Here is an 18,411-nt window from a genome sequence, read left to right on the forward strand (position 1 = left end):
AGCCGAGCGCCTGCGTAATCTACTGACGACCACATAGGCCATCAGGTGTTGCGAAGACCCCGAGAATCCGCCCACCGGCGACGGGCCCCTCGCCATGCCCGAACCAAACCGCACGGCCGAGGTCGAGGTTTCGAAGTACGTGAAGGCCCCCTTCATTGCGCTAGGCGCAAGCAAGGGGGCCTTCACGTACTTCGGGCGGCGCATGAACCGCGACACCCCGTCAAGCCGACTCCAGATAGGCCAACGCCATCTCGGTCGTCTCACGCGCCCAACCGTCCCAGCTCAGGCCGTCCGACCAGAACCGGCCGCTGGCGGCCCGGTGCACACAGGATCCGATGATGGTCCGGCTCATCATCCGGATCGCCTGCTCCCCGTCCGGCCGGCGGATCTCTTCCAGGCACGGTCGAGCGGCGTCCACGAATTCGCGCTGGATCGTGGCCAGCGCTTGGAGGCCACGATCGCGCCCCTCGGCGCGCTGGCTGTCGAGCAGCTCGGAGAAGATCCGGTCGTGACGGGCGAAAGTCCGCGCCAGAGCCTGGGTGAACGCGTCGACAAGCCCGCTCAACCCCGGCGCCGCGGAGCCAAGCGCTTCGCTGACGGCGGTCTCCAATTGTCCGAGCAGCTCGTCTTTCACGGCGTACAGCAGCTGGTTCTTGCCGGAAAACCGGCGATAGATCGCGCCCACCGACATCCCAGCCTGCTCGGCGACCGCCGCGACGGTGAACTCCTCGAAGCCCTGGCCTGCCAGAACGTGCTCGGCGGCGGCCAGCACCTTCTGCAGGGACTCCCGGCTGCGGGCTTGCTGCGGCGGGCGGAAGCCCTGATCGACGGATAGCTGACTCACCGGCCGCACGTTACCGCACTCAAAAGCGAATGATAACTTCCGTTCGCATCTGACGAGGGCGAGGAGGCCGGCACCGTGGTGAGCATCGAGGTACAGGGCGCCTACGTCGACTTCCCGATTTTCGACGCCAAGACCCGGTCACTGAAGAAACAGGTGCTCGGCAAGGTCGGCGGCAAGATCGGGACCGACGCGAAAGTCCCGGTCATCGAGGCGCTGCGGGACATCTCCCTGTCCCTGAGCGAGGGCGATCGCGTCGGCCTGGTCGGGCACAACGGCGCGGGCAAGTCCACGCTCCTGCGGTTGCTGTCCGGCATCTACGAGCCGACCAGGGGCAGCGCGCGGGTCGTCGGGCGGATCGCGCCGGTGTTCGACCTCGGCGTGGGGCTGGATCCCGAGGTCTCGGGACACGAGAACATCCTGATCCGGGGCCTGTTCCTCGGCATGAGCCGCAAACAGATGGAGAAACGGGTCGACGACATCGCCGAGTTCACCGAACTGGGCGACTACTTGCACCTGCCTTTGCGCACCTATTCCGCGGGCATGCGAGTACGGCTCGCGCTCGGCGTGGTCACCACCATCGATCCCGAGATCCTCATCCTCGACGAGGGTCTCGGCGCGATCGACGCCGCTTTCCTCACCAAGGCACGCGAACGCCTGGTCGACCTCGCCCGCCGCTCGGGCGTGCTGGTGTTCGCATCGCACTCGGACGAACTGCTGCGCGAACTGTGCACCACCGCCCTCTGGATGGACGAAGGCCGGATCCGCGCGCGCGGCTCATTGAACGCGGTTCTCGCCGAATATCACGAGGTCCTTCGCGCGTAGCCGTCCAACTCCGCCCGGGAAAACGAAAGCTCTCCCACGTCCACGGCTCCGCAGTCCAGCCCTCGCAACAAGAAACCCGCCAGAGCCTGCGCGGTCGCCGGCTCGTCCAGCACACCACGCCCGGTCTGGTCCGCGTAGTCCCGCAAGCGGCCCAGCGCCTCCGGGAAGCCCTCGCGGAAGAACGCGTACGTGGCGGCGAACCGGGTCGGCAACTGGTGCGGGTGCAGATCCCAGCCCTGGTAGAAGCCGCGTTCGAGGGATCGCCGCACCAGCCGCAGATGTTCGCGCCAGGCCGGGAGGATCGCGTCGCCGACGGGCAGCTTGTTCGTCGAGCCGTCCGAAAGCCGGACGCCGGTGCCCGCGGCCGAAACCTGCATGAGCTGCTTGGCGAAATCGGCGGCCGGGTGTTCCATGCTCTGGTACTCGGCGCTGATCCCGAGACCGGCGCTGTAGTCGTAGGTGCCGTAGTGCAGTCCTGAACACCGGCCGCGCGCGGCTTCGATGATCCGCGGGACCGCCACCGTCCCGGCGGTGTCCACAATGGACTGCGCCGTCTCGATCTGGACTTCGAACCGCAGCGCGCCGTCAGGCAGGCCGTATGCGGATTCGAGGCGCTCCACGACATCCGCCGCCACTTCGACCTGTTCGACAGCGGTCACCTTCGGCAGCGTGACGACGAAACCTTCCGGCAGCGGACCGCTTTCCAGCAACCCGGTCAGAAAGAGATCGAGCGTGCGGATGCCGCGACGGCGGGTCGCCTGCTCGAAGCTCTTGAACCGGATGCCGACGAACGGCGTGCCGCCCGTGACGGCGAGGGTCCGCCCCGCGGCGAGCGCGGTGGCGTCCTCCTCGTCGTCGCCCGGCCTGCCGAGGCCGTCCTCGAAGTCGATCCGCAGATCTTCGATCGGCTCGGTCAGCAGTTTGGTCCGGACCCGGTCGGCGATGTCCGCGTCCAGGCCCAGCTGATCGGCGTGCTCGCCGAAGACCCGCAGGGCCTGTTTGCCCCAGTCCGCCACGAGCCGCGTCTTGTACCGCGACGCGGGCACGTACACGGTGTGCACGGGCTGGCGGCCGGGCGGCTCGCCGGGGTACTTGGCCGCGACGCGCGCGTCCGCCTCGGCGAGGCGCGCGTCCGCGGCGGTGTAGACGTCCTCGGTGAGCCGCCCGTTCCCCATCTGTCTACTTGATCCGTTCGTAGGCGGGCAGGGTCAGGAAGTCCGGGAACTCGTCGGCGAGCGCGACCTGCTCGAACAGCTCGACGGCGGGCTCCAGCAGCTCCGGCTTGATCTCCGCGGCGAGTTCGCCGCGGACCTCGGCCAGCACGCCGCGCACCAGTTCCCCGGTGACCTTGTCGCCGGTGTCGAGCAGCGTGCCGTTGCGCACCCATTGCCACACCTGCGAACGCGAGATCTCCGCGGTGGCCGCGTCCTCCATCAGGTTGTGGATGGCCGCCGCGCCGTTTCCGCCGAGCCAGGAGGCGATGTAGCGGATGCCGACGTCGACGGCGGCACGCAGACCGGCCGCGGTGGCGCCACCCGGCGTCGAAGCCGCGTCGAGCAGCTGGTCGGCGGTGACGGACACCTCGTCGCGGGTGCGGTCGAGCTGGTTCGGCTTGTCGCCGAGGACCTTGTCGAACTCCTCGCGGCAGATGTCCACCATGCCGGGGTGCGCGACCCAGGAGCCGTCGAAGCCGTCGCCCGCCTCGCGGCTCTTGTCGGCGCGGACCTTGTCGAGCGCCGCGGCGGTGACTTCCGGGTCCTTGCGGTTCGGGATGAACGCGGCCATGCCGCCGATCGCGAACGCGCCCCGCTTGTGACAGGTGCGCACCAGAAGTTCGGTGTACGCGCGCATGAACGGCGCGGTCATGGTGACCGAGTTGCGGTCCGGCAGCACGAACTTCTCGCCCGCGTCGCGGAAGTACTTGATGACGCTGAACAGGTAGTCCCAGCGGCCGGCGTTGAGGCCGGAGGCGTGCTCGCGCAGTTCGTAGAGGATCTCTTCCATCTCGAACGCGGCCGGGATGGTCTCGATCAGCACGGTCGCGCGGACGGTGCCGTGCTCGATGCCGAGCGTCTTCTCCGCGTGGGTGAAGACGTCGTTCCAGAGCCGGGCTTCGAGGTGGCTCTCCATCTTCGGCAGGTAGAAGTACGGGCCCTTGCCGCGGTTGAGCAGCTCCTGCGCGTTGTGGAAGAAGTGCAGGCCGAAGTCGACCAGCGCGCCGACGGCCTGGCGTCCGCCGAAGGACAGGCCTCGCTCGTCGAGGTGCCAACCGCGCGGGCGGACGACGATGGTCGCGTGCTCGACGTCGTCACGCAGCGCGTAGCTCTTGCCGCCGCTCTCCAGCGTGATGGTCTCGCGGACCGCGTCGTACAGGTTGACCTGGCCGGACACGACGTTCGCCCAGTGTGGCGTGTTGGCGTCCTCGAGGTCGGCGAGCCAGACCTTGGCGCCGGAGTTCAGCGCGTTGATGGTCATCTTGCGGTCGGTCGGGCCGGTGATCTCGACGCGGCGGTCGCGCAGGGCGGGCGGGGCCTCGGCCACCTTCCAGTCGCCCTCGCGGATCTCCTTGGTCTCGGGCAGGAAGTCGAGTTTGCCCGTGGTCCTGGCTTCCTCGCGGCGCTTGCTCCTGGCCTGCAGCAGCTCGTCGCGGCGGGCGGCGAAGGCCTCGTGCAGGCCGGCGAGGAAGGCGAGCGCCTCCGGCGTGAGGATTTCGTCCCCGCGCTCGACCGGATCGCCGAGCACCTGAGCTTCAGACATGAGTAACACCCCGAGTTCGGATAAATAACGTCCCTACGGTTTTACATGACGGACTATAGTTTCTGCATAGCGGAACCTCAACGCCGACGTAAGGAGTACCACGGTGGCAGCGGAGAAGAACGGGCGTGATGGCGGCGTCCAGTCACTTCAGCGGGCCTTCGAGCTCCTCGAGCATCTCGCGGACACCGGCGGGGAGGCGAGTCTTTCGGAGCTGGCGACGCTGTCCGGGCTGCCGATGCCGACCATCCACCGGCTGATCAGGACACTGGTGGACCTGGGCTACGTCCGGCAGAACACCAATCGCCGGTACGCCCTGGGCGCCCGGCTCATCCGGCTCGGCGAGAACGCCAGCATGCAGTTCGGCTCGTGGGCGCGCCCGCTGCTCGCGGAACTGGTCGACGAGGTCGGCGAGACCGCGAACCTCGCCGTCCTGGAACGGGACGAGGTCGTCTACGTCGCCCAGGTGCCTTCGAAGCACTCGATGCGAATGTTCACCGAGGTCGGACGGCGTCTCTTGCCGCACGGCACCGGCGTGGGGAAGGCGATGCTCGCGCACCTGCCGTCCGACGACGTCACGGCGCTGCTCGCGCGGACCGGAATGCCCTCGTACACCGAGCACACCTTCACCGACCAGGACGCGCTCCTGCGCGAGCTGGCGAAGATCGCCCAACAGGGTTACGCGCTCGACGAAGCGGAGCAGGAACTGGGCGTCCGCTGCGTGGCCGTCGCGGTCCCGGGCGCGCCGGTGCCGGCGGCCGTCTCGGTGTCCGGGCCTTCGGGACGGCTCACGATGGAGGCGGTCGAGCGGATCGCGCCCGTCGTCCAGCGGATCGCGACCTCACTCGGCTCGACCCTTTCGCGGGACGGGGTCACCGTTTGAGCATCCGCTAGCTGCTCAGAAGCGCTTCCACGAACGCGCCCGGCTCGAACGGCGCCAGGTCGTCCGGCCCCTCGCCGAGGCCGACCAGCTTGACCGGCACACCGAGTTCGCGCTGCACCTGGAAGACGATGCCGCCCTTCGCGGTGCCGTCCAGTTTGGTCAGGACGATGCCGGTGACGTCGATGACCTCCGAGAACACGCGCGCCTGCATCAGCCCGTTCTGCCCGGTGGTGGCGTCGAGCACCAGCAGCACCTCGTCGACCTTCGCCTGCTTCTCGACGACTCGCTTGACCTTGCCCAGCTCGTCCATCAGGCCGGTCTTGGTGTGCAGACGGCCGGCGGTGTCGACCAGGACCGCGTCCACACCCGCCTCGGTGCCGCGTTTGACGGCGTCGAAGGCGACCGCCGCCGGGTCGGCGCCTTCCTTGCCGCGCACGACCTCCGCGCCGACCCGCTCGGCCCACGTCTGCAATTGGTCCGCCGCGGCGGCGCGGAAGGTGTCGGCCGCGCCGAGCACCACGGTGCTCCCCTGCGCGACGAGCACCCGGGCGAGTTTGCCGGTGGTGGTGGTCTTGCCGGTGCCGTTGACGCCGGCGATCAGCACGACGGCGGGCTGCTTCACCCCGTCGACGGTGTGCGGCAGCGCGCGGACGGCCCGGACCGCGTCGGTCGACAGCGCGGAGGTCAGCACCTCCTGCAAGACCGCGCGCGCCTCCTCCGACGTCCGCACGGCGCGGCGCTTCAGCTCGTCGCGAAGGCGCTCGACGATCTCGGTGGTCGTCGCGGCGCCCAGGTCCGCCATGAGCAGCGTGTCCTCGACGTCCTGCCAGGAGTCCTCGTCCAGGTCGCCGGCGCCCAGCAGGCCGAGCAGGCTCTGCCCGAACACCGAACGGGACTTGCCGAGCCTGCCGCGCAGCCGCTCCAGTCGGCCGGTGGCCGGGGCGATCTCCTCGGCGGGAGCGGGCTCGGGAGCGGGCTCGGGCGCCGCTTCCTCGGCGGGTTCGGGAAGTTCGACGTCGCGCACCGTGCGCTGCGCGGAATCCCTCGGCACCGCCGCGTCGTCCCCGACGGCGGGCTGGCCGTCGGTCTCCGGGCGATCCTCGACCGGGTGTTCCGGTTCCTCGGCCTCTTCGGTCTTTTCGCCACCCGGGGCGAGCGCGATCCCGCCTGTCGCGGTATAGCCGCCGCCCTTCGGCTTCTCGACGACGTCGGCAGCCTTGGACTCGTCCAGGCTGATCCGGCGGCGGCGCGCGATGAGCAGGCCGGCCACCAGAACGGCGACCAGGACCACGACGGCAACGACAACGATCCAGAACCAGGGGCTACTCGACACGGCGCCATCCTCGCATCCGCATCCCGCCGCGCTCAGACGCCCCACGGGAAGGAAGCCGATCTTGTCACCTACCCACTGGATAGGACTCATTTCGGACAAGAAGAAACGGTCTCGCTTGCGCGGTCTCCCGGACGACGGCTAGACCACTCCGAATGACGGTTTTCTCCGGCACTGGGGTCCGGGTGATCGGACTCATCTCCGGCACATCGATCGACGGAATCGACGTGGCGGCCGCCGAACTGCGCGCCGACGGGGACACCGTGGTGCTCTCGCCACTCGGGCAGCTCGAAGTCCCTTATCCCGAAACACTCCGCGAAGCCTTGCTCGCCGCTCTGCCGCCGAATCCCTGCGACGCCGAACAGCTCACGAAACTCGACACCCTGGTGGGCCAGGCCTTCGCCGAGGCGGCCACGCGCGGCGTCGAGGAACTGGCCGGCGGCGAGGCGGACGTCGTCGCCTCGCTGGGCCAGACGGTGTTCCACTGGGTCGAGGACGGCATCGCGCGCGGCACACTGCAACTGGGGAACCCGGCTTGGATCGCCGAACGCACCGGACTGCCGGTGGTCGCCGACCTGCGCGTGCGCGACGTCGCCGCCGGCGGGCACGGCGCGCCGCTCGCGAGCACGCTGGACGCGTTGTGGCTACGGGAAATGGCCGCGCTCGGCCCGGTCGCGGCGCTGAACATCGGCGGGATCGCGAACATCACCGTGGTCCCCGCGGACGGTGCGGTCCTCGCCTACGACACCGGGCCCGGCAACGCCCTGATGGACATCGCCGCGCACCGCGTCACCGGCGGCGTTCAGCGCGCCGACCTCGGCGGCGCGCTCGCCCTGCGCGGCTCCGTCCGGCCCGACCTGCTGGCCAGACTCCTGCTCGATCCCTACTACGCGGCCGCGCCGCCGAAGTCCACCGGCAAGGAACTGTTCCACGTCGCGTACCTCGACACGGCGCTCGACGGGCTCCCGCCGGTCGGTGCGGAAGACCTCCTGGCGACGCTGACCGAACTGACCGCGGTGACGATCGCCGCGGAATGCCGTCGCCACGACACGGCCACGGTGATCGTCTCCGGCGGCGGTGCCGACAACCCGGCGCTGATGGCCGCGCTCGCCAGGAACCTGCCGGGTACGGCACTGAAGACCAGCGACGACCACGGCCTGCCGCGCGCGGGCAAAGAGGCATACCTGACCATTCTGCTCGGCTGGCTGACCTGGTCCGGCGTCCCGGGGAACCTCCCGTCGGCGACCGGTGCCCGCGGCGACCGGCTGCTCGGCAGCATCACCCCGGGCGCGGGCCCCCTGCGGCTCCCCGCCCCGCACAGCTCAACCGTGACCCGGCTACGGGTAGCGGCGAAGACCGGCGAGCGATAGGAGATACGGATGCGCGCACTTGACCTCGCGATCATCGGGCTTTTTCTGGTCGGCATGCCCCTGCTGGGCGTCTGGATCGGCGGCAAACAGAAATCCGGCTCCGACTACTTCGTCGGCGAAGGCAAGATCTCCTGGTGGGTGGCCTGCCTTTCGGTCGTCTCCGCGGAGACGTCGACCCTCACCGTGCTTTCCGTGCCGACGGTGGCCTACATCGCCACTCCCGGCGACGGCGGGATGACGTACCTGGCCTTGGCGATCGGTTACATCGCCGGCCGGATCGTGGTGTCGATGGTGCTGTTGCCGCGCTACGTCGCGGGCAACCTGGTCACCGCGTACGCCTTCCTGGGCAAACGGTTCGGCAGCGGGCTGCAGGGCACCGCGTCGGTGACCTTCCTGCTGACCCGGACCCTGGCCGACGGCATCCGGCTGTTCGCCACCGCGATCCCGATCAAGGTGGTGATGGCGGCCTACGGCCTGAACGTCTCGTACTGGACCATCGTGGTCGGACTGGGCATCGCGATGGTGCTCTACAGCTTCTTCGGCGGGGTCCGCGCGGTCGTCTGGGTCGACGCGATCCAGATGCTCTGGTACATCCTCGGCGCGGCCATCGTGATCTGGGCGATCTCGAGCAGGCTGCCGGACGGCTGGTTCGGAAAGGCCTTCGACGCCGGCAAGTTCCAGATCTTCGACTTCTCCTCGAACATGCTCACCGGACAGTACGCGTTCTTCACCGCGGTGATCGGCGGCGCGGTGCTCTCGATGGCTTCGCACGGTTCGGACCAGCTGATCGTGCAGCGCCTGCAGGCCACCAACGATCTGCGCGCCGCGCGGAAGGCCTTGGTCGCCAGCGGTTTCGTGGTCTTCCTGCAGTTCGCGCTGTTCCTGTTCATCGGTGTGCTGCTGTGGGCGCTGTACAACGGCCTGAACCCGACCAAACCGAAGCCGGAAGGCCTGGGGCTGGCCAACAAGGACGAACTGTTCGCGAACTTCATCGTGAACGACCTGCCGAGCGGCCTGTCCGGTTTCGTGATCGCCGGGATCCTCGCCGCCGCGCTGAGTTCGTCGCTCGGCGCGCTGGCCTCGTCCACGGTGACCGATGTCTACGAACGGGTGATCGGCAGGGAACTGCCGGAAGCCGACCGGCTGAAGCACGGCCGGATCTGGACGATCATCTGGGCGAGCGCGCTCATCCTGTGCGCGGGTTTCTTCGCCTCCTCCAACAAGACCTCGGCCGATCCGATCGTGGTGCAGGCGCTCGGCATCACCGGCTACACCTATGGCGCGCTGCTCGGCGCGTTCCTGCTGGGCCTGCTGTTCAAGCGGGCGAGGCAGGCGGACGCGATCGTCGCGTTCGTGTCGACGGTGATCGTGATGGCGTTCATCATCCTGGGCGTCAAGTTCAACAAACCGGACGGCAACCTGATCGGCGTCGACTTCAGCAAGGCGTCCGGGAACACGGTGGCGCTGGCGTGGCCGTGGTACACGCTGTGCGGCGTGGTGATCACGCTCGTGGTCGGCGGGTTGCTGTCGCTGCGGCACAAGAGCCGGGACCCGCTCGCCGAGCCGGACGTGAAGGAATCCGAACCCGTGTAGGCCTCGTGAGTGGTAAGGACGGTTAGAACCGTCCTTACCACTCACGAGGCGGTGAGCTAGGCGGGGACCGGGTCCTCTTCGGAGGTCCGCAGCCGCTGCGAGATGACCTTCGTGATGCCGTCGCCCTGCATCGAAACGCCGTACAGGGCGTCGGCGATCTCCATGGTCGGCTTCTGGTGGGTGATGATGATCAGCTGCGAAGAGTCCCGCAGCTGCTCCAGCAGCCCGATCAGCCGTCGCATGTTGGTGTCGTCGAGCGCGGCCTCGACCTCGTCCATGACGTAGAAGGGCGAAGGCCGGGCGCGGAAGATCGCCACTAGCATGCCAACGGCGACGAGCGACTTCTCGCCACCGGAGAGCAGCGAGAGCCGCTTGACCTTCTTGCCCGGCGGGCGCGCTTCGACGTCGACACCGGTGGCGAGGAGGTCGTTGGGCTGGGTGAGCACCATGCGCCCCTCGCCGCCCGGGAACAGCACTCCGAACACGGTCTCGAACTCGCGCGCCACGTCCTCGTACGCCGACGCGAAGACCTCGAGGATCTTTTCGTCGACCTGTTTGATGACGGCTTCGAGGTCCTTGCGGGTGTCCTTGAGGTCTTCGAGCTGGGTCGAGAGGAACTTGTACCGCTCCTCCAGCGCCGCGAACTCCTCCAGCGCCAGCGGGTTGACCTTGCCCAGCAGGCTCAGGTCCTTCTCCGCGCGCTTCGCCCGGCGGGCCTGGGTGTCGCGATCGAACGGCATGGGCGGCGGCGGGGTGACGTCCTCGCCGCGTTCCTTCGCGGCCTCGTACTCGGCCATCTCCCCCGCGCTCGGCGGCACGGGATTGTCCGGGCCGTACTCGGCGACGAGGTCCTCGAGACCGATGCCGAAGTCCTCGGCGATCTTGGTTTCGAGCTGTTCCAGCCGCAGCCGCTGCTCGGCGCGCAACACCTCGTCGCGGTGGACGGCGTCGGTGAGCTTCTCCAGTTCGCCGGTCAGCTCGCGGACCTTGCTGCGGACCTGGGTCAGCGCGGTCTCCCGCGACTGCCGCTGCGCCTGCGCCTCGTCCCGTTCGTGGGCGGCGCGCTGCACGGAGACCTCGATGCGCTCCAGCGCGATCTCACCGCCGTTGACCACCGCGTTGGCGATCTCGGCGCCGCGTTTCCGCGCGGCCCTGGACTTCTCGGCCCGTTCGCGGGCCTGCCGCTCGGCGTGCGCGGCCCGGCGGAGCGATTCGGCCTTGCCCTGGATGCTCCGCGCGCGCTCCTCGGCGGTGCGCAGCGCGAGCCGGGACTCCATCTCCTCCTGGCGGACCGTGCCGAGGTCTTCGGCGGCCTGATCGCGCTCGGCGGTGTCCGGATCCTCGTCGACTTCCTGCTCGGCGACGGCGGCCAGTCGTTCTTCGAGTTCGGCGAGCTGCTGCAGCGCCTGCTCGCGGCTCTGCTCGACCTTGGCGCGCTGAGTGCTCAGCCGGTCCATCTCGGCCTGCGCTCCGCGCGCGGCCTGCTGCAGCCTGTTCAGCCGCTCGGACGAGCGCGCCTTGCGGACCTTCGCGTCCCCGAGCGCTTCCTTGGCCCTGCCGACCTCTTCGCGGCGGGCCGCCTGTCCGGCGCGGGCGCCTTCGAGTTCCGCGGCGGTGCGTTCCAGCGCGCGCTCGGCGGCGTTCAGCCGATCGCCTGCCTCGTCGACCGCGGCCTGCACCTCGATGACGCTCTCGCTGCGGGCGGAACCGCCGACCGCCCAGCGGGCGCCGAAGACGTCGCCCTCGGGCGTCACCGTGCTGACCTCGGGATACACCTCGACGAGACGGCGCGCGGACTCCAGACCGTCCACAATGGCCACCCGGTCGAGCGCGTGCTCGACGGCGGAGCGCAGCGCGGGCGGCGCCGTGACCACTTCACGCGCCCAGCGCGCGCCCTCGGGCAACGGCGGCCAAGCACTGGTGTCCACAGTGGATTCGAGACCGCCGAGCAGAATACCGGCGCGACCGGAATCGTTTTCCTTCAGGAACTTCAGCGCGGCGAGCGCGTCGGCGCCGCCATTGACCGCGACCGCGTCGGCGACCGGGCCGAGCGCCGCGGCCAGCGCGACCTCGTGGCCCGCCTCGACGCTGAGCAGCGCGGCCACCGAACCGAGCAGACCCGGCAGTTCGTGCTGCGCGCCGAGCAGCGCGCCGGCGCCGTCCTTGCGGCGCAAGCCCATCGACAGCGCCTCGACGCGCGCCTTCTCCGACGCGATCTCGCGTTCGGCGGCACGCTCGGCCTTGACCAGTTCCTCGACCCGGGCCTTGGCGGCGTTGTTGGCCTCCACCGCGCGGTCGTGATGGGCCTGCAGGTCGAGGTCGTCGGACTCCTCCACACCGCCTTCGGCCTTGGCCTCTTCGAGTTCCTCGACGGCGATCTCCGCGCGCTCGGCGGCCTCTTCGAGCGACACGGTGAGCCTGTCGATCTCGTCGGAGGTGGCGCCGTTCTTGCTGCGCAGCGCTTCGACCTGTCCGGTGAGCTTCGCGAGCCCTTCCCGGCGGTCGGCGATCGCGCGGACGGCGGCCATATGCGCGCGCTCGGCTGCCTGGACGAGGTGTTCGAGCTGCTCGCGCCGCTGGACGGTCTCCGAAAGCACCATGCGGGCCTCGGCGACGGCCTCGTTGAGCTCCTGCTCCCGCTCGGCGACCTGCTCGGCCTCGGCGAGCAGCTCGTCGGGATCGCGGCCGGTGCTCGCCTGCTGCACGTCGGAGGACAGGTGCCGTTGCCGCTCCAGCGCGAGCCGCACGGTGCCGCGCAGCCGCTCGGTCAAGGCGGAAAGCTTGTACCAGGTCTCCTGGGCGGCGGCCAGGCGTGGCGCGTCCTCGGCGAGCGAGGCTTCGAGCTCGGCCTCCTCGGCGGCGACGATCTCCAGCGCCTGCTCGACTTCGGCGCGGCGCTGACGGGCAACGCGCTCGTCGGCCTCTTCCTTGGCGATGCCTTCGCGCTGGGTGACCAGGTCGTGGGCGAACAACCGCAGCCGGGCGTCGCGTAGTTCCGACTGCACCCACTGCGCCTTGCGGGCGATCTCGGCCTGCTTGCCCAGTGGTTTGAGCTGGCGGCGGAGCTCGGTGGTGAGGTCGCCGAGGCGGTCGAGGTTGCCCTGCATGTTCGCGAGCTTGCGCAGGGTCTGTTCCTTGCGCTTGCGGTGCTTGAGGACACCGGCGGCCTCTTCGATGAAGGCGCGGCGCTCCTCGGGCTTCGATTCGAGGATCGCCGAAAGCTGCCCCTGCCCGACGATGACGTGCATTTCGCGGCCGATGCCGGAGTCCGACAGCAGTTCCTGCACGTCCATCAGACGGCAGCGGTCACCGTTGATCTCGTATTCGCTCGCGCCGTCACGGAACATCCGGCGGGTGATCGAGACCTCGGAGTACTCGATGGGCAGCGCGCCGTCGGCGTTGTCGATGGTGAGGGTGACCTCGGCGCGCCCGAGCGGGGCACGGCCGGCGGTCCCGGCGAAGATGACGTCCTCCATCTTGCCGCCGCGCAGGTCCTTCGCGCCCTGGGTCCCCATGACCCAGCGGAGCGCGTCGAGGACGTTCGACTTGCCGGAGCCGTTCGGTCCGACCACACAGGTGATGCCCGGCTCGAAACGCAACGTCGTCGCCGAGGCGAAGGACTTGAAGCCCTTGAGCGTCAGGCTCTTCAGGTGCACGTCGTGCTGACCCCTCTGGCTGCGGGAACCGGTCGTTCAATCGGTCCAGGCTACCTGTGCGCTCAGGGTGATCGTGGGACGCGGGGTCTCAGCGCTCCACGAACCCTTGGAGCCCGCCCTTCGCGGGTGACCAGCGCTCGACGACGTGATCCACACTTCCGGGTGATTCCCCGGATCGCAGGGCCGCCAAAAGCCGCTCACAGTGTTCACGAACACCCTCAGCCACCACCTCGACACGCCCGTCGGCCAGATTGCCCGCGCTGCCGACCAACCCCAGCTCAAGCGCCCTGCTGCGGGTCCACCAGCGGAAACCGACACCCTGCACCCGGCCGTGCACCCACGCGGTCAGCCTGATGTGCGTTACTTCTCCACTCACGACCCCTATCGTGCACCATGCGGATGAACGCGGAGGGTGAACACGACGTTCGCTGTAGTTCGCAGACGGTGAAGCGGCGGTGATAATCTCCGCGCCAGGTCCCCACTTCGGGCTACCTCGCCCGGGTAGCCGGAGGCGGCTCGGCATACGTCCGTATCGCCATTGCCACCTCGAACTCCCCGAAGCCCCCCATCCGAGGAGTCAGCACATGCCCCGTCCCGACGGGTCTGATTCGAGCGCACGCGTGTCCGTGGCGCCCCCGCGCGGCGCCACCGGCAAGCTCAACCGCGCCGGCTACGCCGTACTCGGCGTCAGCGGCCTCGTGGTGGCGACGGCCTTCGCCGCGATCGCCGAACTCGCGGGCCCCGGCGTCTCCGCCACCGCGGGCGGCACCGGCGTCCCCGGCGGCGGACAGGGTGTCGCCCCAGCCGGCGTCCAGCTGGTGCCGGGCAACGCCGTCCCCGGCGGCCCGATGACCGTCAGCGGCTCGCCGACCCCCGGCGCGTCCTCCAGCTCGACGGCGCCGCCGACCACGGTGACGTCGGTCGGCCCGGACGGCAAGGAGACGACGAGCGTCGTCGTCCCGACCCCGCCCGCGACGAACCCGGGCGGCGGTGAGCCGCCGCACACGGTCCTGCCGCCGACGACGCCGACCACCCCGAAGCCCACACCGTCGGCGACGACGACCACGCCGCCGAAGACGACTCCGTCGGACCCGCCGTCGACCACGCCTGACAGCTCGAGCCCGCCGGGTGGCGGCTCCAGCTCCAGCGGCGCACCCAGCGAGTCGACTCCGGGCCGGTCCAGTACCTCCGGCACCTCCACGAGCAGCGCTCGGTAAGACGCGCAAGTAGTCACCTACTTGCGCGCCGGGCCGCGGTTCACATTTCGAAGCGGTACCCCATCCCCGGTTCCGTCAGCAGGTGCCGCGGCCGTGAGGGTTCCGGTTCCAGTTTCCGCCGCAGCTGCGCCAGGTACACCCGCAGGTAGTGCGATTCGGTCTCGTAGGCCGGGCCCCACACCTCGTGCAGCAGCTGCTTCTGCGCCACCAGGCGGCCGCGGTTGCGCACCAGCAGTTCCAGCACTCCCCATTCGGTCTTGGTGAGGTGCACTTCCCTGCCGTCCCGGCGCACCTTCTTCGCCGCCAGGTCGATGCGGAACGATCCCGTGTCCACCACCGCGTCCGCACCGTCCACACTGGACGCCGACGAACGCCGCACGGCGGCACGGAGCCGCGCCAGGAGTTCGTCCATGCCGAAGGGTTTGGTGACGTAGTCGTCGGCGCCGGCGTCGAGGGCCTGAACCTTGTCGGCCGAGTCGCCGCGCGCGGACAGCACGATGATCGGCACCGTCGTCCAGCCGCGAAGCCCGGCGATCACCTCGGTGCCGTCGAGGTCGGGCAGGCCGAGGTCGAGGACGACGACGTCGGGTTTGGTCTCGGCGACGGCCTTCAGCGCGGCCGTCCCGTCGTGCGCGGTGATCACCTTGTAGCCGCGGGCGGACAGGTTGATCCGCAGGGCTCGCACGATCTGCGGTTCGTCGTCGACGACCAGCACGGTCGCCGACGCGGTGTCTGCGCTCATCGCACTCGCTCCTCCTCTTCGTTCTCAAGGCCCTCGTCGTCGAAAGCGAGGAGGCTCTTTTCCGGATCCTGACCAACATATGCGGGCAGCGAGATGACGACGGTGAGCCCGCCGCCGGGCGTGTCCTCCGCCCGGATCCGCCCGCCCATCGCCTCGGTGAACCCCTTGGCGACCGACAGCCCCAGTCCCACACCGGGCACGCTGTCCCGGTCTCCCCCGAGCCGCTGGAACGGCGCGAACGCCGAGTCCGCGGTGCCCTTCTTGAGCCCGCGCCCGTGATCGATGACGCGCAGTTCGACGTGATCCGAATGCGTGCTGGCACGGGCCGAGACCGGCTCCCCGGACGCGCCGTGCCGCAGCGCGTTGTCGATCACGTTCGCCACCACCCGTTCCAGCAGGCCGGGGTCGGCGCACACCGACGGCAACCGCGAGTCGATCGCGACCACGACCGAAGCCGAGTTGTCCACATTGGACAGGGCGTGCGAGACGACCTCGTCGTAGCCGACCGGGCGCAGGTGCGGGCGTACCGCGCCGGTCGCCAGCCGCGAGGAGTCGAGCAGGTTGTCGATCAGCCCGGCGAGCCGGTCCGCCGATTCCTCGATCGCTTCGAGCAGCTCGTCGGTGTCCTCTTCGGACAGTGAGATGTCGGTCGCGCGCAGGCTGCCGATGGACGCCTTGATGGACGTCAGCGGCGTCCGGAGGTCGTGTCCCACGGCGGAAAGCAGTGCCGTGCGCAGTTCGGTCGCCTCGGCCTTGCGTTCGGCCCGGATGGCCGCCTTCGCCGTCCGCTGCTGCCGCAGGGCCAGCAGGGCCTGTCCGGCGACGGCTTCCAGCACTCCCCGGTCCGACGCGGGCAGCGCGCGGCCCCGCAGGGTCAGGTGGACGTCGGCGGTGACCGCGATGTCGGCGTCGGCCTGATCGGGATCGGCGCAGGGATCCGAGCCCGCGTTCGCCACCCGCTTCCACTTCCCGTCCCGCTTTTCCAGCAGGGTCACCGAAGTCATCCCGAAGTTCTCACGGACCTTCTCCAGCAGCCGCTCGATCGGGTTCGTGTGCGTGAGCACTGTCCGCGCGTAGGAGGCGAGCAGCGCCGCCTCGGTCCGCGCCCGCGCGGCCTGCGCCGCGCGCCGGGCCGCCGTGTCGACGACCGCCGCGACGAGGATCGCCACGAGCACCATCGCGACCAGCGTGATCACGTTGCGCGGCTCGTGGACGGTGAGGGTGTACAGCGGCGGGGTGAAGAAGAAGTTCAGCAATCCCGCCGAGACCACCGCCGCGAGCAACGCGGGCCCGAGCCCGCCCACGAGCGCCACCAGCACCGTCGCGAGGACGTAGTCGACCACGTCGGTGGAGAAGTCGAGATGATCCCTCAGCAGGACACCGAGCAGCGTCGCCAGCGCGGGCAACCCCAGCGAGAGCGTCCAGCCGGTCAGCCGTCGCGAAGGCGTGAGCGGGCTGCGGTTGAACCGGGCGCGCAGCCGTCCGCCCGCTTGGGCGTGCGTGACCATGTGGACGTCGATCGGCCCCGATCGCTGGACCACGGCCGCGCCGATGCCCTCGTCGAACAACCGCGCCACCCGCGACCGCCGCGAGGTTCCGACGACCAGCTGCGTCGCGTTCACACCCTGGGCGAAGTCGAGCAGGGCCGTCGGCACGTCGTCGCCGACGACGGTGTGGAAGGTCGCGCCGACCTCTTCGGCCAGCTTCCGGTACCTGCCGACCGCCGTCGGTCCCATCCCGGCGAGCCCGTCACCGCGCAGGATGTGCAGCACCTGCAGGTCGGCGCCCGCGCGGTTCGCGATGCGGCTCGCGCGGCGGATCAGCGTCTCGCTCTCCGGACCGCCGGTGATGGACACGACCACCCGTTCGCGTGCTTCCCAGGTGTCGGTGATCTTCTGCTCGGCCCGGTACCGCTGCAGGGCGACGTCGACCTGGTCGGCGACCCACAGCAGCGCGAGTTCCCGGAGCGCGGTGAGGTTGCCGGGCCGGAAGTAGTTGCCCAGCGCCGCGTCGATCCGCTCGGCCGGGTAGACGTTGCCGTGCGCCAGGCGCCGCCGCAGCGCTTCGGGCGTTATGTCGACCAGCTCCAGCTGCCCGGCCCGCCGCACGACCTCGTCGGGCACCGTCTCCTGCTGGGTGACGCCGGTGATCCGCTCCACGACGTCGTTGAGGCTCTGCAGGTGCTGCACGTTGACCGTGGAGAGGACGTCGATCCCGGCGGCGAGCAGTTCGTCGATGTCCTGCCAGCGCTTCTCGTTGCGCGAACCCGGCACGTTGGTGTGGGCTAGTTCGTCGACCACCGCGACCTCGGGGGCGCGGGCGAGCAGCGCGTCGAGGTCCATCTCCTCGAACTCGCGGTCCCGGTGCGCGGAACGGCGGCGTGGGACGGTCTCGAGGCCTTCGACGAGCTCCGCGGTCTTCTTCCGCCCGTGCGTCTCGACCAGGCCGATGACCACGTCGGTGCCCCGGTCGAGGCGTCGCCGCGCCTCGCCGAGCATCGCGTAGGTCTTGCCGACGCCCGGGGCCGCGCCGAGGTAGATCCTCAGCTCGCCCCGGCGCGGCTTGGTCGTGTTCTCGTCCACGTCTGTCAGTGTGCTCCTCCGGCCGCGTCGCGCACGGCCAAGTTGACCTTCAGCACATTGACTCCCGGCACACCGATCCCGGCACCGCCCGTGTTCTCGGCCACGAGCTGCCGGACCTTCTCCTCCGGCAGGCCGGTGTTCCGCGCCACACGCGGGATCTGCAGCTCCGCGTAGGCGACGCTGATCGCCGGATCCATCCCGGAGCTCGAAGCCGTCACCGCGTCGGCGGGCACTCGCGACTCCTGGACGCCCTCGCGCGCGGCGATGAGTTTCTTGCGTTCACCGATCGCGGCGATCAGGCCCTCGTCGTACGGGCCCTTGTTCGAGGCGCCGGACGACGACGGGTCGCCGGGGCCGAGGGCGTCCTTCGATCCCGCTGACGGGCGGTTGTGGAACCACGGGTCCTTGGCCGGGTCGGCCGCGACCGGGTCCACACCGATCAGGGACGAGCCGGCGGCCTGTCCGTCCTGGCCGATGATCGAACCTTCCGCGTTGCCTTCGAGGCCGGGGATCCGGGAGACCGCCCACACGCCCAGGGGGTAGACCACACCCAGCAGAACCGTGAAGACGAGCAGGACACGCAGCCCGGCGAGGGTCTGCTTCAACAGTGCGTTCATG

The 18,411-nt window shown here is 69.8% G+C and carries 14 protein-coding genes; 4 read left to right on the forward strand and 10 right to left on the reverse strand.

The features are described 5' to 3' along the window. Positions 1-220: 220 nt before the first annotated feature. The gene (locus tag H074_RS17185; protein WP_007031309.1) at positions 221-844 is read right to left on the reverse strand and encodes a TetR/AcrR family transcriptional regulator; all 624 of its coding nucleotides are present in this window, start codon (positions 842-844) and stop codon (positions 221-223) included. A gap of 75 nt (positions 845-919) precedes the next feature. On the opposite strand from H074_RS17185, the gene wzt reads away from it, so the two are divergent. Next, complete coding sequence (gene wzt / locus H074_RS17190) at positions 920-1,666, forward strand: galactan export ABC transporter ATP-binding subunit Wzt/RfbE (RefSeq protein ID WP_039922695.1); 747 nt, start codon at positions 920-922, stop codon at positions 1,664-1,666. On the opposite strand, the gene H074_RS17195 is transcribed toward wzt, so the two are convergent. Then, a complete protein-coding gene (locus H074_RS17195) occupies positions 1,645-2,841 on the reverse strand; it encodes a DUF6986 family protein (RefSeq protein ID WP_007031311.1) in 1,197 nt (398 codons plus the stop codon). The two genes, wzt and H074_RS17195, sit on opposite strands and share 22 nt — an antisense overlap. Before the next feature lie 4 nt (positions 2,842-2,845). After that, positions 2,846-4,423, reverse strand: a complete 1,578-nt coding sequence (aceB, locus tag H074_RS17200) for a malate synthase A (RefSeq protein ID WP_039922699.1) — start codon at positions 4,421-4,423, stop codon at positions 2,846-2,848. 103 nt (positions 4,424-4,526) lie between these two features. On the opposite strand from aceB, the gene H074_RS17205 reads away from it, so the two are divergent. After that, positions 4,527-5,303 (forward strand): IclR family transcriptional regulator, encoded by a 777-nt coding sequence (locus tag H074_RS17205; protein WP_007031313.1) that lies wholly within the window; start codon positions 4,527-4,529, stop codon positions 5,301-5,303. A 7-nt stretch (positions 5,304-5,310) separates the two neighbouring features. On the opposite strand, the gene ftsY is transcribed toward H074_RS17205, so the two are convergent. Further along, positions 5,311-6,636 (reverse strand): signal recognition particle-docking protein FtsY, encoded by a 1,326-nt coding sequence (gene ftsY / locus H074_RS17210; RefSeq protein WP_007031314.1) that lies wholly within the window; start codon positions 6,634-6,636, stop codon positions 5,311-5,313. Positions 6,637-6,788: 152 nt separating this feature from the next. Between ftsY and H074_RS17215 the strand changes: the two genes are divergently transcribed. Then, entirely contained in the window at positions 6,789-8,003 is a 1,215-nt protein-coding gene (locus tag H074_RS17215; protein WP_007031315.1) for an anhydro-N-acetylmuramic acid kinase, read from the forward strand. Between the two features lie 9 nt (positions 8,004-8,012). Beyond that, a complete protein-coding gene (locus tag H074_RS17220; RefSeq protein WP_007031316.1) occupies positions 8,013-9,596 on the forward strand; it encodes a sodium:solute symporter in 1,584 nt (527 codons plus the stop codon). Between the two features lie 56 nt (positions 9,597-9,652). Here the strand turns inward: H074_RS17220 and smc are convergent, their stop codons facing one another. The 6 genes from smc to H074_RS17250 all read right to left on the reverse strand — a co-directional run bounded on the left by smc (position 9,653) and on the right by H074_RS17250 (position 18,410). Next, the gene (gene smc, locus H074_RS17225; protein ID WP_007031317.1) at positions 9,653-13,252 is read right to left on the reverse strand and encodes a chromosome segregation protein SMC; all 3,600 of its coding nucleotides are present in this window, start codon (positions 13,250-13,252) and stop codon (positions 9,653-9,655) included. Positions 13,253-13,340: 88 nt separating this feature from the next. Beyond that, on the reverse strand, positions 13,341-13,628 hold the full coding sequence (locus tag H074_RS17230) for an acylphosphatase (protein ID WP_007031318.1): 288 nt from the start codon (positions 13,626-13,628) through the stop codon (positions 13,341-13,343). A 294-nt stretch (positions 13,629-13,922) separates the two neighbouring features. Then, on the reverse strand, positions 13,923-14,453 hold the full coding sequence (locus H074_RS17235; protein ID WP_007031319.1) for a hypothetical protein: 531 nt from the start codon (positions 14,451-14,453) through the stop codon (positions 13,923-13,925). A 56-nt stretch (positions 14,454-14,509) separates the two neighbouring features. Continuing rightward, positions 14,510-15,211, reverse strand: a complete 702-nt coding sequence (locus tag H074_RS17240) for a response regulator (protein WP_007031320.1) — start codon at positions 15,209-15,211, stop codon at positions 14,510-14,512. Then, complete coding sequence (locus H074_RS17245; protein ID WP_007031321.1) at positions 15,208-17,793, reverse strand: sensor histidine kinase; 2,586 nt, start codon at positions 17,791-17,793, stop codon at positions 15,208-15,210. The genes H074_RS17240 and H074_RS17245 overlap by 4 nt, the downstream gene beginning before the upstream one ends. 5 nt (positions 17,794-17,798) lie before the next feature. After that, a complete protein-coding gene (locus tag H074_RS17250; protein WP_007031322.1) occupies positions 17,799-18,410 on the reverse strand; it encodes a potassium-transporting ATPase subunit C in 612 nt (203 codons plus the stop codon). Position 18,411 lies beyond the last annotated feature (1 nt).

Source organism: Amycolatopsis decaplanina DSM 44594, from assembly GCF_000342005.1.
GTDB lineage: Bacteria > Actinomycetota > Actinomycetes > Mycobacteriales > Pseudonocardiaceae > Amycolatopsis > Amycolatopsis decaplanina.

Excerpts from the sequence above, each read along its gene's own strand:
- H074_RS17250 (WP_007031322.1), bottom strand. The coding sequence starts at position 18,410 with ATGAACGCACTGTTGAAGCAGACCCTCGCCGGGCTGCGTGTCCTGCTC.
- aceB (WP_039922699.1), bottom strand. The coding sequence starts at position 4,423 with ATGTCTGAAGCTCAGGTGCTCGGCGATCCGGTCGAGCGCGGGGACGAA.
- H074_RS17220 (WP_007031316.1), top strand. The coding sequence starts at position 8,013 with ATGCGCGCACTTGACCTCGCGATCATCGGGCTTTTTCTGGTCGGCATG.
- H074_RS17195 (WP_007031311.1), bottom strand. The coding sequence starts at position 2,841 with ATGGGGAACGGGCGGCTCACCGAGGACGTCTACACCGCCGCGGACGCG.
- H074_RS17215 (WP_007031315.1), top strand. The coding sequence starts at position 6,789 with ATGACGGTTTTCTCCGGCACTGGGGTCCGGGTGATCGGACTCATCTCC.
- H074_RS17240 (WP_007031320.1), bottom strand. The coding sequence starts at position 15,211 with ATGAGCGCAGACACCGCGTCGGCGACCGTGCTGGTCGTCGACGACGAA.